General features: G+C 49.1%; 11 protein-coding genes. 8 read left to right on the top strand and 3 right to left on the bottom strand.

All coding sequences use genetic code 11. The features are described 5' to 3' along the window. Positions 1–2: 2 nt before the first annotated feature. The 3 genes from BK127_RS28005 to BK127_RS27995 are packed head-to-tail and all read right to left on the bottom strand — an operon-like array spanning position 3 to position 2,574. Positions 3–1,115, bottom strand: coding sequence for a cupin domain-containing protein (locus BK127_RS28005; protein ID WP_076235329.1), 1,113 nt, complete (start codon positions 1,113–1,115; stop codon positions 3–5). 17 nt (positions 1,116–1,132) lie between these two features. Then, positions 1,133–1,627: a DinB family protein gene (locus tag BK127_RS28000; protein ID WP_076235326.1), complete on the bottom strand. Its 495-nt coding sequence runs from the start codon at positions 1,625–1,627 to the stop codon at positions 1,133–1,135. Between the two features lie 2 nt (positions 1,628–1,629). Continuing rightward, positions 1,630–2,574 carry a fumarylacetoacetate hydrolase family protein gene (locus BK127_RS27995; protein WP_076235324.1) on the bottom strand — a complete coding sequence of 315 codons (945 nt, stop codon included), beginning with the start codon at positions 2,572–2,574 and terminating at the stop codon, positions 1,630–1,632. A gap of 248 nt (positions 2,575–2,822) precedes the next feature. On the opposite strand from BK127_RS27995, the gene BK127_RS27990 reads away from it, so the two are divergent. From BK127_RS27990 to BK127_RS27955, 8 genes are all read left to right on the top strand, one after another. Beyond that, positions 2,823–3,584, top strand: a complete 762-nt coding sequence (locus BK127_RS27990) for an IclR family transcriptional regulator (protein ID WP_076235321.1) — start codon at positions 2,823–2,825, stop codon at positions 3,582–3,584. Positions 3,585–3,822: 238 nt separating this feature from the next. After that, positions 3,823–4,848, top strand: coding sequence for a response regulator transcription factor (locus BK127_RS27985; RefSeq protein WP_076235319.1), 1,026 nt, complete (start codon positions 3,823–3,825; stop codon positions 4,846–4,848). 294 nt (positions 4,849–5,142) lie between these two features. After that, positions 5,143–6,465 carry a sulfatase family protein gene (locus BK127_RS27980; RefSeq protein WP_076235317.1) on the top strand — a complete coding sequence of 441 codons (1,323 nt, stop codon included), beginning with the start codon at positions 5,143–5,145 and terminating at the stop codon, positions 6,463–6,465. A gap of 194 nt (positions 6,466–6,659) precedes the next feature. Next, a complete protein-coding gene (locus BK127_RS27975) occupies positions 6,660–8,474 on the top strand; it encodes a sensor histidine kinase (RefSeq protein ID WP_076235315.1) in 1,815 nt (604 codons plus the stop codon). A 248-nt stretch (positions 8,475–8,722) separates the two neighbouring features. Next, positions 8,723–9,679, top strand: coding sequence for an ABC transporter permease (locus BK127_RS27970; protein WP_256711484.1), 957 nt, complete (start codon positions 8,723–8,725; stop codon positions 9,677–9,679). A 1-nt stretch (position 9,680) separates the two neighbouring features. Beyond that, a complete protein-coding gene (locus BK127_RS27965; protein WP_076235311.1) occupies positions 9,681–10,550 on the top strand; it encodes a carbohydrate ABC transporter permease in 870 nt (289 codons plus the stop codon). 48 nt (positions 10,551–10,598) lie between these two features. Then, complete coding sequence (locus tag BK127_RS27960; RefSeq protein WP_144026581.1) at positions 10,599–12,842, top strand: glycoside hydrolase family 3 protein; 2,244 nt, start codon at positions 10,599–10,601, stop codon at positions 12,840–12,842. Positions 12,843–12,971: 129 nt separating this feature from the next. Continuing rightward, a complete protein-coding gene (locus BK127_RS27955) occupies positions 12,972–14,411 on the top strand; it encodes a sulfatase family protein (protein ID WP_076235308.1) in 1,440 nt (479 codons plus the stop codon).

Below are 14,411 nucleotides of genomic sequence, written 5' to 3'. Positions count from 1 at the left end.
AATTAAGGCAAAAGCGGTTTGAATTCGTCTACGACCGTCTGATGGCCTGAGTCCGCCTCATAGCTCTCTTCGCGCTGAAGCTCGAATTTATCCATTATCGGGCTATCACTCACAGAGAACATATAAGCATCCTCAGCAGCGATATGCTCATGCCAAGCCCAATTCGGGATGACAAGAAAATCGCCTTGTGACCAATCAAAGCGAACGCCATTGATGATCGAGCAGCCGGAACCCTTGAACACTTGATAAATGCTTGAACTGGTATGGCGGTGAGCTTTCGAGTGGAAGCCTCCCGGCAGCTTTTGCATCCAAGCGGCAATGTTCGGGTTGGCTGTTTTCCCATTGCTAGGGTTAATAAATTCAACGGCATAGCCATCATACGGGTCCGGCTCAAAGCGGCTTAAGCCTTTGAGAGCTGCTAGCGTTTGGGACCACTTATAGGAACCAACCGGTGCAATCTTCGGCTCCCGGTCAGATATCGGACGAACCATACCGCCCTCATACCGCCCAGGGCTGAAGTAGTCCGGCACATTCGGCTGCTCTATGCGTTCCGGATAGCTTTCGAAGAATGTCCCGCCGATCGCATAGATCGTTGGAATATCCAGGCAGTCCATCCAAATCATCGGCTTATCGCCGAGGTGGGCGTGGCCGTGCCACAGATCTTTAGGGGTAGTCAGGAAATCACCTTCTTCCATAAAAAAGCGTTCGCCCTGCACGATAGAATAGGCACCATCACCTTGCATAATAAACCGGAGAGCGCTTTGCGTATGACGATGGGAAGGGGCGGTTTCACCAGGCAGCAGCAGTTGAACGGCCGCGTACAACGTTTGTGTCGTCGACGCCCAGCCCCATGGCTGGCGATTCGTTAATCCGGGATTTTGCAAATAAATCGCCCGCCGCTCTCCGCCCCGGTCTGGTGTAAAGATTTCACGCGCCTCCATAAGCTTTGCGTACAGCGTTTCCCATTTCCATAAATACGCTACGGCGTGCGAAGTCGGCTGCTTATGCATCAGCTCGGGAATGGCGTTCCAGAGCGGACCCAGGTGGTATTTCTCAATTTCCTGGTTAAAATCCTTGACGGTTTGACTTTGGAAAAAATCTGATTTTTCTGCCATGGGCTCGCACCTCTTCTTTAGTTTGTTAATTTCCGGGCTTCAAACTGTTCGATGTTTCTGCGAATTTGCTTTAAATGGGTCACCAAATGATCGGTGAGAAGGTGATCGATAATAAAAGACATCGGCTTTATGCCGAAACGTGGGTTCCGACTTTCCGCTTCCAGCTTCAAGTCGTCTTCACTAATCGAACCGAGGATAGTCTCCACCTGCTGCTTTGTATTCGCGAGCCCTTCCAAGGCATCAGCGGTAGAACGCTGGTGTGCTTGACTGACAGCAGCGAGGCGTCCTTCGTGCTGCAGGCCACGACCCCACGGTGCTGGTTTTTTCAAGGTATCCTGCAGTTCATGCAGCCAGTAAGGAATCGCTTCCTCAAGATGGCAGACGACTTCCTGGATGGACCATTTTTCTTCGGTTGGCTTCCAGAGAATAAGCTCATCGGACAGCCCCTTTGTCAGCTCGACAATTTCGTCTGTGGTTTGATGGATCGCAGCAATCGTTTCGTTCATAGCCATCCTTATACCCCCTCGCTTACTTTCTTTACTTTGTTCTCCAGTACGCCGACGCGGTCGATCTCAATACGCACGACATCGCCGTCTTTCAGGAACACCTGCGGCTCGCGGGCAACGCCAACGCCTCCCGGCGTGCCTGTCAGGATCACGTCTCCCGGCTCCAGGGTCATCAGATTCGATAAAAATTCAACCAAGTAGGATACGCTGAATACAAGGTTCGAGGTATTGGAGTGCTGGCGCTCTTCGCCATTAACGGTCAGGACAACCTCCAGTCCCGAAGGGTCTTGAAGCTCATCGGTGGTCACAAGCCAAGGGCCCATCGGCGCGCTGCCTTCCACGGTTTTGCCCTGCAGCCATTCAATCGTTCTTCTTTGAATATCGCGGTAGGTGACGTCGTTCACGATCGTGTAACCGGCAACATAATTCAGCGCGTCAGCCTGCGATACGCTGCGTGCGCGCTTCCCGACGACAAATGCAAATTCCGCTTCATAGTCAAGCTGTTCGGAAACCGGATAGAATGGAATGTCGTCCTGAGGGCCGACAATAGTGTTACTGAATTTCGCAAACACCACCGGAACCGGAGGCAGTCCGCGGCCCATTTCGAGAATATGCTCCCGGTAATTGTGGCCGACGCAAATCATTTTACCGGGATTCAGGACAGGAGCCTCGATTTTTACATTCGACACGTTATGTAGAACCTTATATTTGAATCCCTCAGTGCTGTTCAGGATATAATCGACGGCCTTGTTCGCCAGTGCCATGCTTGGGATGCCGCCTTGTAAAAATTCCACCATGTTCGCGGGAACATAAGCTTCTGCAATTTGCGCTGCGCGGATGACACCGTCGGCTTCCAGCATTGAGCGGCAGGCGAGGTTTAGGTCAATAATTTGATTCTCGAGACGACATCCGATACGTGTGTTTCCTTCGTAATTAAAGCTTACCAATTTCATGATTTTCGCTCCTTTGTTAAATAGAATATCGCAGGATTTGTTCTACGAATAAAGAATTATAATATTAGAGAACTTAATTCTCTTATTATATAATAAAAACGTATTCTTCAAAAATTGTCAATATACCTAATCGACGATTACTTCTTTTTTTGATAGTGCAGGTTGACACGTCTTGAGTAATATCGCTATATTTTATTTATTCATAGTGAACTTTGTTCACTCTATAACCTCCGGAAAGGTTGTTTGTCATGACCGAAATCAAATCAGGCACTACCATTCAATCACTGCAAATCGGCTTCAGTATCGTTGAGCTCGTGGCGTCATACGATCAACCGCTAAAATTTAATGATATCCAAGAGAAAACCCAGATTACGAAAAGTAACTTGTATAAATATTTAAATACGCTCACCCTTAGCGGGATTCTATACCGGGATAAGGAGAACGGCTTATATTCCCTCGGCAGCAAGTTGGTCGAGCTTGGCATGAAAGCCTTGAACAAGGAGGAGATGATCGAGCGGGTGACGCCGTTCCTGCAGGAAATCAACCGGACCTGCAAACAAACCGTGCTGCTGACGTCATGGTCGCAGAGCGGCCCGGTCGTCGTGAAGATGATCAATAGTCATCAGGGCTTGAATATCGGTGCTCAGATCGGCACGCTGCTCCCAATCCTCTCGGCAGCAGGTAAGGTGTACGCCGCTTTTATGGAGGAGGCGGTGATAGGCGTTTGGAGTAAGCAGCAGCTTACGACCTTGGATGAGGAACGTGGATTAAAGCTGAAGACCGAAATCGAGGCGATACGGTTGCATGGGATTTCCTTTGCCAGTGAACCGCTTGTTCCAAGCATCTCTTCGGTTGCCCTGCCGATTATTAATTTTCAAAAGAGTCTGCTCGGGGCTGTGGTCATTGTCGGCTTCTCCGACGCGCTGCCCACGCACATCGACGAAGTCATGAGCCAATATTTGCTAAAAGTGAATAAAGAGATATGTGCGATCTTCGGCTGCAAAGGCTGAGTTCATGCTTGTCGCAGAAATGGGCAAAGAAAACAAAATGTTCTGCAGGAGGGTCAGCCCTTATGATCGGATGTTATCTTCAGAGGTGACATCTTATTTTGATTTTCCAGGAGAAATGGCTGTACTTTCAGATAATTGGATAATTTTAAATTTTTTCGACTAAAGGGAAATGCTAACCTCAGAAAGAAGTTGTATGCCATTAGAAAAACACATGAACAGATGAGAGGAGGGGACCCCGATGTACCATGTGCTCGTAGCAGAGGATGAGCATTGGATACGCAGCGGTATTGTCGAGATGGTAGACCGGATCGGAAGCGGGTTTAAGGTCACAGGGGAAGCCGGAGATGGGGTTGAGGCTTGGAACCTTATTCAAGAGCTGTGTCCGACCGTCCTTATAACCGATATTATGATGCCCAAGATGGATGGGCTGTCGTTAATCAAGCAAATCGATGAAATTAAATTCCCTATAGTAAGTATCATTATCAGCGGCTATGATAATTTCTCTTATGCTCAGCAAGGCATACGTTACGGGGTGTCCGAATATTTGCTGAAGCCGGTAAGAGAAGATGTACTAAAGGAAGCGCTGGAAAGATCCTTACACCGGCTGGAGTTGCTCCATCCTGTTCATGATCAGCTGATGAGCATCAACACCTTCGTCGAACAGATTCAAACCATGGATGTTCAGCAGCTAATGGGGGAGCAAGCGCAGCTGGTTCAATCCATTCTGAGGAACAAGAACAGCCATCCGAGCTCGAAGCTCGGTTTGCTTCGCATATTGGCCGGAAAGCTGAATGACCTGCTGGAATATACGTACCCTGAATTTCAGAAATCGGACGTTCTCGATGAGCGGACGGAGGAAGCGCTGAAAAGGCATATTCAGTATTTAATCGAACAATGGTGTCAATATGAACAGCATCAGCATCAACATCACAAGCGCTCTTTCCGGCTCGTCATTAAGAAGGCCTGCGATTTCGCCGAGAAGAGCTACATGCAAGAGATCAGTCTATCGCAAATAGCCGATTACGTCGGTCTTAGCGTTTCCCATTTCAGTGCGTTGTTCAAGCAGCATACGGGCGATTCGTTCGTCAACTATATGAACAAGTTCCGGATCGAGAAGGCGAAGCAGCTGCTGCTGGAGCCAGACTTGAAAATATACCAGGTGGCAGATATGGTCGGCTTCTCATCCATGCCTTATTTTAACCGGGTGTTTAAAAATATAACAGGGCTATCGCCGAATGAATATAGAAAAGGCATGGGGATTTGACAATAAGAAGCTCGATCTGGCCATTCCCAGATGCCATAGAAACCGCATCAGCTGAGTGGATGAAGAGTAGTAGAGTATTGCTGTTCGACTGGAGTAGTCTGTCGGACAGCTTTTTTTCATGCGTAAAAAAGTAAAGCGATATCGCATGTATCACAAATCAGAGAATTGTGTAACGACATACGGAAACGAATTCAATATGATTAAGCCAGAGTAAGCGGAAGCGGATGTGCTGACTTGTTGGGAAGTGTTTGCAACGAGCCGAAGCCATTATTCATAATACGAGGAGAAGACGCTATGAAAAATGTTATGATGATCACCACAGACCAACAAAATCTCGATGCCATGGGCTGCATTAATTCCAGTTATTATACTCCTAATCTGGATAAGCTAATCGGACGGAGTGTCCGCTTTACCGGTGTGATTTCCACATCCGCACAATGCTCGCCGTCAAGGGCCACCTGGATGACAGGGAAATTCCCGCATCAGGTTGGCGTCAATAATATCGGTCATGTGCTCGATCCACAGGAGTGGGGCATTGCAAAATCGTTTAATCAGGCTGGCTATGAGACCGTGTATTTGGGAAAGTGGCATTTGGGGTTGTCCCCAGCGGATCATGAGTTTCAGATTACCGATTATCGGACAGACGGTTTTGAGCTGGGAGCTGCCAATCCCGATCCGCGCTTTCACAGCCACAAGGATGCTGTAACAACCACGAAAGCACTGAATTACTTGGAAGATTATGAAGACAGCAAGCCGTTCTTCATGGCAGTGAACTGGTTTATGCCTCATCCGAACGTGCCGGTTGACAAGCCATTCGAGCTGATTGAGCAGTATGCGGAGCAGTTTCCGCTTGAAGACATGCCCATTCCGAGCAGCTATTATCTCGATGACCTGTCTACCAAGCCTGCCTTTCAGCTTGAACGTTCCAGGACGGGCGAATCCATCCTGACGGAGGGACTGGTTCGGCGTGACGCTCAACACTATCGTTCCTTGCTTACGCTTATGGATCAGAACCTTGGCCGTTTAATGGATAAGCTTGAATCGAAGGGAATGCTTGAAAGCACAGTCGTCCTGTTTACAACGGATCATGGTGATATGCAGGGGGCCCACAAGCTGCGATTAAAGGGGCTTCTTCCGTATAAGGAGCTGTATAACGTGCCCGTGATCCTGCACGTGCCGGGGGCGAACCCAACGCGAAACGTCATTCCTGATCTGGTATCCAGTTCGGCCGTTACCGGCACCTTGCTGGATGCGGTCGGTATAGAGGTACCTGCCGAATGCGAAGGCGGTTCGCTGATACCTCATCTCAAATTGGCTGAGTCTCCTGTGGAGCAGCTTGTTTTCTTTGAGCATTACAAGGCGTACTGGGGTTATCATCCTTTCCGTGGCGCACAAACACCAGAATGGAAGTATGTGTATTACTACGAGGAAGATATGGAGGAGATGTACGACCTTCATCAGGACCCGGACGAGCTGGTCAATGTGGCAGGACATCCCGAAGCGGAAGAAGCACGCAGAGTACTTCGCCAAGCTGTGGATGAGTGGTGGGAAGCGACCGGCGCATTGTCGCGGCCTTCCATACCAGATACGATTAACAAATGGGGTAGCGAAGGTTAAGGTTTCCTTGCTGCCGCGCAAGATTCAAAGTGAGGATGTCATCTGAGAGGATGGCATCCTTATTCATTTCCTGGATAACCTTTCAGCAAATTGGCTAATTTTTATTATTCTTGAAAAGAGGGATATACTCACCCCGGAAAGAACTTGTACGGATAACGATTAGGACAAATGAACATAGAAAAGGTATGGTTCACATGAGAAAATTTTGGATTCGCTTTCCGATTAAGGTCAGCATGGTCGTCTTGTTTTTGGGGATCAGTCTTTTGTCGATGATTCTCATGGGCATCTTCTCACATTTTAACTACAGTAATACGGTTAAAAAGGATTTTCATACCGTCACGGACGAAGCAACCAAGCGATTAAATCATCATATCGAATTTTACTTCGAGCAGCTGTCCAAAACGACTAAAACGTTAGTGAAGGAAGAACCGATTCAGAGTTGGTTCGATGGCAGCCGCAGCATCAATATTTTCGAGGCGGATGAAATTGAAGCGATGTTAAGACGTCACGTTGCACTTAATTACAGTGAAGTGGCTGGAGTTTTCTTAATGTCAACAGACAAGCGGGTTTTGGCCATGCGCAGCTATAACTCCTCGGGCGAGAATTTCAGTACGGAGCCTTGGTTTGCCGTTTCCTTCTCGGACCAACGCGTCCTTATTCCAACCCATACCATTACCTACCCGCAGCAAATGGGCATGTCCGTAATCTCTATGCTGAATCCGGTCTATAGCAGTTCTAGTCTGGCACCCATTGGCTTCCTTGTTATGGATTTGGGGCTCAACGAAATTGAAGCGACCTTCGAGCGTTCGAAGTTAGGCAATACGGGCCAGTTCATGTTGCTTTCTCAGGATGATACGATCATATACCATCCTGTTAAAGAATGGCGCGGCCGGAAGCTTGCCGATACGCCTTTGGGTCAACTCGGTACGCCGGCCGAGGGTGGGGTGAGTATTCGAACCTATAACGGAGAAAAGGTGCTTGTATCGACAAGCAGCTCCAAGGTGCTGGGCTGGCGGGTTGTAGCCATCGTGCCTTTTGACGAGATGGCCAGCGGCCTTTATTCGGCACGTAACTCCACGATCATCGCGTTTGCGCTTATTGCCGTTATGGTCATGTTTCTCGTACCGCTTGTCTCCAATTTATTTGTAACACCGGTGCTACACCTGAAGCACAATATGAATCGGGTGTTTCAGGGCGACTATAAGACGAGGGCTGAATTTCAGCAGGGGATGAACGAATTTCAGAAGCTGAACTACAGCTTTAACAAGATGGTTGAACAGCTCGATAATCAGCTGAATACGATTTCCAACCTGAAGCTGCAGGATGTGCATACGCGTCTGCGGCAGAAGGAAGCGTATATCCAGGCGCTGCAGAACCAAATCAATCCGCATTTACTGTATAATTCATTGGATGTTATCAAAAGTATAGGTTATCTCAATAACGACGATCTGGTCGTCAGCATGGCTGCCAATTTGGCGGACGTATACCGATATACGGCGAAAATTTCGGATAACGAAGTGAGCTTCAAGGATGAGCTCGCCATCTTGGAAAAGTATCTTGAGATTACGCATATCCGTTTTCCGAAAAAGTTTTTTAGCCAAATCACGGTCAATCCGAAATTCCACGATTGTCTGCTCGTGAAGCTGACTGTCCAGCCCATCGTAGAAAATGCCGTGAAATATGCGGTTGAACCCAGGGCGGGAGACGCAGCTATCCTGGTTAGCGCGTATGACGACAAGGATGATTTGGTGATCGAAATTGCGGACAATGGAGGGGGAATATCGGAGTCCAAACTGGCGGAGCTGACACAAGGGTTAAAGGATATATCTGAGAATGTGAACAACGAGGAGTTCATACAGACAGAATCGCTCGGCATAAGGAACGTGCATACGCGTTTATTCTTGAAATACGGCGAGGGCTATGGACTTAGCCTGACTTCCTTTCCAGACCGCGGCACCGTAGTTTCCATTCGAATTCCATTCAGCTACAGAGGGACGAAGAATGGTTAGAAGTTCAGAGAATTGTATGGCACCGAAACGACTTATTTGCGATAAAGACGACGAGGATCTGCATAGGCCGTCCGTCCGGGGAACCGGCGGGCGGTCTTCTTTTTTCACAGTCGGGTTAGCCGAAATTGCTGTGCCCCTCTTCATAGTGTGTAGTTTGGAAATCAGAGAATCGTGTAACGACTTATGAAAGCGAAGCCATTATGATGTAGCTATATCAAATATGATGCATCATGCAGGAGGGAACAAACGTGCAGGGAGATTCCACAGTAAAGCTTGTGCAGCTTAAATCGCAATCACTCAGAAAGTCGGCGTTAAAGGAATGGAAGAGAGGACTTCCATTATACCTGATGATTTTACCGGGTTTGTTGTTTTTTCTTATTTTCCGTTATTTGCCACTGGCCGGGATCATCATTGCCTTCCAGGATTACAATCCGTTTGCTGGACTTTCCGAAAGCGAGTGGGTGGGCTTCGCGCACTTTGAACGGTTGTTCGGAGAGCCGGATTTTTGGACCTTGTTAAAAAATACGCTCATTTTAAGTGCATTAAACTTGTTTTTGTTTTTCCCGGCTCCCGTGTTGATCGCGGTTATTTTGAATGAGGTTCGTATGCAGTTGTTCAAGAAATTTGTACAAACCGTTATTTATATGCCGCATTTTCTATCCTGGGTTGTCTTGGTGGGTATTACTGTCATTTTATTCGCTACGCAGGAAGGCGCTATCAACAAAGGCTTGGCTAGTGCAGGCTTCGCTCGGATCGAGCTGATGACAGATCCAGACTATTTCCGCATCGTGTATGTATTGCAGAGCATCTGGAAGGAAGCGGGCTGGAATGCGGTTATCTTCTTGGCGGCGTTGGCTTCGATCGATCCTACCCTGTATGAGGCAGCCGTTGTTGACGGTGCTAACCGTTGGAAACAGCTATGGCACATCACGCTTCCTGCGCTAAAGGCGACGATCATTATTCTGTTTATTCTAAGATTGGGTCATATTATGGACATCGGGTTTGAGCACATTTACTTAATGCAAAATTCCTTGAACCTTTCGGTTTCCGATGTGTTTGATACGTATGTATACCGTTCAGGCGTTCTACAGGGAGAGTTCAGCTTTACAACAGCTGTCGGTTTGTTTAAATCGCTCGTAGGTTTAGTCCTGATTTTGCTGGCAAACAAGCTTTCCAAGAAAGCAGGAGAAGAGGGGGTTTACTAAGATGAATACATTTGATTCACGCGGGAAGGATTCCGTCTTTACTGGAATTATATACGGTCTGCTCATCGTTTCAGTGCTGGTTATTCTAGTGCCGTTCTTCTACGTTATTGCCAGCTCCTTTGCAACGGAGCACGAATTTATGTCACGCGGATTTTTCATCATTCCGCACGAGTGGACCATTGAGGCTTATGGTTACTTACTGAGTAATGCAAACTTCAAAGCCGCATTCGGAAATGCTGTCACCATTACGGTAACGGGCACGTTAATCAATATCCTGTTAACAAGTCTCATGGCTTACGGCTTATCCAAGAGCTGGCTTAGGGGCCGACGTATGATGAATTTTCTGGTGCTGTTCACGATGATTTTTGCCGGCGGCATGATCCCTACTTATCTTGTAGTAAAAGAGTTAGGGCTTCTAAACAGCTATTGGGCGCTTTATCTGACTACTGCGATCGCGCCTTTCAACCTGATCGTCATGCGAAGCTTCTTTCAAAACATTCCAGCTGAATTAGAGGAATCGGCACGTATTGACGGCTGCTCGGAGCTGCGTTTGTTTTGGCAAATCGTGATTCCGTTATCGATGCCGGCAATAGCTACCTTTACGTTGTTCTATGCGGTTCAAAACTGGAACACTTACTTTTACGCCATTCTCTTCCTTAATAACTCTGCGGATATGCCGCTGCAGGTGTTCTTAAGACAAATGCTGATCGAAAGCGATTCCGGCATGGAGGTCGATGCGGGAGGTTTTGCTTATACGCCAGCCGTTAAGATGGCCGCAGTTCTGATTACCGCTGTACCCTTACTGGTCATCTATCCGTTTATGCAAAAGTATTTTAATAAAGGTATGCTGATGGGTTCGGTGAAAGGCTAAGCTTAAAGAAAAGAGGGGAAACATGTGCAGAAGCGACCAAACGATGAAATGATTGGGTATGTCAAAAACCCGGGAGGGCCGACTCTCGGTTACTCCAAAGATTCGGGTGTGGGCATTATTTATCAAGACGGCTTAGCCTTCAAGGACCTGAACAAAGACGGTATATTGGATAAATACGAGGATTGGCGCTTATCCCCAGAGGAGAGAGCGAAGGATCTCGCGACCAAAATGTCTGTCGCTCAAATTGCAGGCCTCATGCTGTACAGTAAGCATCAGTCTCTGCCGGGGAATAAAGGGTGGAATCCTGCGACCTACGGCGGGAAGTCGTTTGACGAAAGCGGCGCGATGCCGTATGAGCTGACGGACCAGCAGCGGCTGTTCCTAACCGGAGATCATATCCGGCATGTGCTGATCACCAGCGTGGAAAGTTCGGAGATCGCGGCGAAATGGAGCAACCGGCTGCAGGCGTATGCTGAGAGCCAGCCACTGGGCATACCGGCGAATAACAGCTCGGATCCACGGCACGGACTTGATGCTTCCGCCGAATTCAAAGTCGCCGGGGGCAGCAAAATTTCCATTTGGCCGGAATCGATGGGGCTGGCTGCGTCGTTCGAGCCGGAGCTGGCTCGACAATTCGGTGAGGTTGCCGCACAGGAATACCGCGCTCTGGGCCTCACGACAGCCCTGTCTCCACAGGTGGATATCGCTACGGATCCGCGTTGGTTCCGATTCGGCATGACATTCGGCGAGGACCCGCAGCTCTCGGCAGATATGGGCCGTGCTTATATCGACGGTTTTCAGACGTCGGAGGGCGAAGCGGAAATTGCGGACGGCTGGGGCTATGACAGCGTCAATGCGATGGTGAAGCATTGGCCGGGCGGCGGCTCCGGGGAAGCGGGGCGCGACGCACACTTCGCTTACGGCAAGTATGCCGTATATCCGGGCAGCAACTTCGAGCAGCATCTGATTCCTTTTACCGAGGGCGCGTTTCGTCTGAACGGCAAGACGGGAAAGGCCTCTGCCGTCATGCCTTACTATACGATTTCCTGCGGTCAGGATAAGAAGAACGGAGAAAACGTCGGTAATTCCTACAGTTCATACCTTATCAACGATCTGCTCCGCGAGCAGGTAGGCTATGATGGTGTTGTTTGCACGGACTGGAGCATTACGCACGACGAGCCAGAGGATATTACGAAGCTGTCCCCCGGTGGCAGGTCCTGGGGAGTGGAAGATGGGTACACCGTGGCTGAGCGCCATTATAAGCTGCTGATGGCCGGGGTCGATCAATTCGGCGGCAATGATCAGGCTGCTCCGATCATTGAGGCGTATCATATCGGCGTTAAGGAGTATGGAGAAGCCTTTATGCGAAAGCGGTTCGAGCTGTCTGCCGTGAGGCTGCTGAAGAACATGTTCCGTTTGGGTCTGTTCGAGAACCCTTATGTTCAAGTAGAGGAAACGGTGGCTAAAGTGGGCTGCGATGCATTCACAAAGGCAGGCTTCGAGGCGCAGCTGAAATCGTTTGTTCTGCTTAAGAACGAAGATGGAATCCTCCCTTTTAAAAAGCAAAAAAAGGTGTATATTCCGAGGCGCAAGCTGCCGGCCAGCACGAACTGGATCGGGCTGCCGATTCCGGCTAGCGTTGGGTATCCCGTGAAACTGGATATAGTTCGGGAATATTTTGAAGTGACGGCTGAGCCCGATGAAGCGGATTTTGCCTTAGTGTTCATCGAAAGTCCCCGCTCGACGATGGGCTATAGCAAGGCAGATAAAGCGGCGGGTGGAACAGGGTATGTGCCGATCAGCTTGCAGTATGCACCATATACGGCGGAGCATGCGCGGGAAACGAGCTTAGCCGGAGACCCAAGGGATGTGCTCAACCGTACATACAAGGGCAAGACGGTGACGGTGACCAATGCGGGCGATCTCGACATGGTGCTGGAGACCAAACGGCTCATGAAGGATAAACCGGTAATTGTTTCGCTCGCTTTAGCGAATCCGACGGTTTTAGCTGAATTTGAGGAAGCCGCAAGCGCGATTCTGGCGAACTTTGGAGCTGAGGATCGGGCGATCATGGAACTGATCACAGGTGCCGCCGAACCTAGCGGACTGCTGCCGTTCCAAATGCCGGCTGACATGAAGACGGTCGAGAAGCAGCAGGAGGATGTTCCTCATGATCTGGCGGTTTATATAGACTCCGCCGGGCATGCATATGATTTCACATACGGACTCAATTGGAGCGGTATCATTCAGGATGCCAGAACTGAAAAATACAAGGCCTTATCTGGCACATAGGCATAAAGCAAGTTCGACGCTAACTGAACTGGTCTTACGAAGCCCATTATTTTCATTGAGTATCGAGTGGTGAGAATAGTGTGCTTCGTTGCTTTTAAAATTCTATATAAATGATATGGAGGAATAGCCATGAGCAGCAAACCGGATATTTTGGTGTTTTTAAGTGATCAGCATCATGCGCAGTATGCAGGTTTTGCAGGGCACTCGCTGGTGCGTACGCCTCATCTGGACCAATTGGCCAAGGAAGGGACCGTGATGAGCACGGCTTATACGTCGTCGCCGCTTTGTGTCCCTTCGAGAACGTCGATGCTCACGGGGCAGCTGCCGGAAAAAACGGGTGTATTTACCAATGAAGGGGCGATTGGCAGCGATCAGGCGACTTTTTTGCACGGTATTGCCGCAGAAGGATACGACACTGTGCTGTGCGGGCGCATGCATTTTCTCGGAGAGGATCAGCGGCATGGATTCACACGAAGAATTATGGGGGAGCTGACTCCGTTATTTTGGGGGCGTTATGGGCAAGCTCGGACGGATCTTGGGCCTTATGTCGGCACCATGGCGAACAAAAGTTTGAAAATCATCGGCGGCGGAACTTCCCCTGTACTTGAATATGACAAAGCTGTTATCAAGGCTGCCTTGGAATACTTGCAGGAGGACCACGCAAAGCCTCAATGCATCGTTGTCGGAACTTATGGCCCGCATCATACCTTTGTCGCGCCTCCGGACCGATACATGTACTACAAGGAGTGGATGGACATTCCGGAGTCGTTCCTGCAGGATGACGGTCATCCCGTATTGCAAAAGCTTCGTCAAAATCACCAGCTTACCTTAGAAAATGTAACGAAGCTGCGTGCCGCTTATTTGGGAATGATCGAAACGATTGACAGCCAGGTTGGGGAGGTAAGGAGCGCTTGGAACCGTTACCTGGAACGCAGCGCTCGTCCAGGTTTGTTTGTGTACATGTCCGATCACGGTGAGCAAGCAGGAGAGCATGGATTGATCGGAAAAAGCACCTTCTACGAAGGGTCGTCTAAAATACCGATGGTCCTTGCAGGAGAGGGAGTTGTAGCTGGGAGAAACATCTCGCAGCCGGTAAGTATCATGGATCTGGGTCCGACGTTATGCGCCTTTGCAGGAGCGGAAACGCCGCCAAGGCAGGACGGTATGAACTTGAAGCTGCTGCTGAATGGAGGAGCGGAGGATGCCGAGCGAATCGTCATAAGCGAATGCATGGAAACGCTTGAAGGCAAGCACATTCCAGGACGCATGCTGCGGAAGGGAAATTGGAAGTTTGTAGCTTACGCCTACTATGAGCAGCACAATCAATTGTTCGATTTGAGCTCGGACCCGAAGGAGCTTCACAACTTAGTTCATGAAAGAGCCGATATTGCCGAGCAATTCCAAGCTCAGTTGGATGCATCATGGAATATTCCTGCGATCATTGAGAAGCATCAGCAGAAGCTGGAGCATCATCAGTTACTGGCTAAATGGGGGAAAGCCGTCGACGTGTCGGAGCATGAGAGGTGGCCAGTGCCGGAAGAGGCAACCAAGCTCCCGGTCGTCGAATAG

The sequence above is a fragment of the Paenibacillus sp. FSL H7-0331 genome (assembly GCF_001956045.1).
The sequence above is the reverse complement of the archived record's forward strand: the minus strand, read 5'-3'. Positions and strand labels throughout refer to the sequence as shown.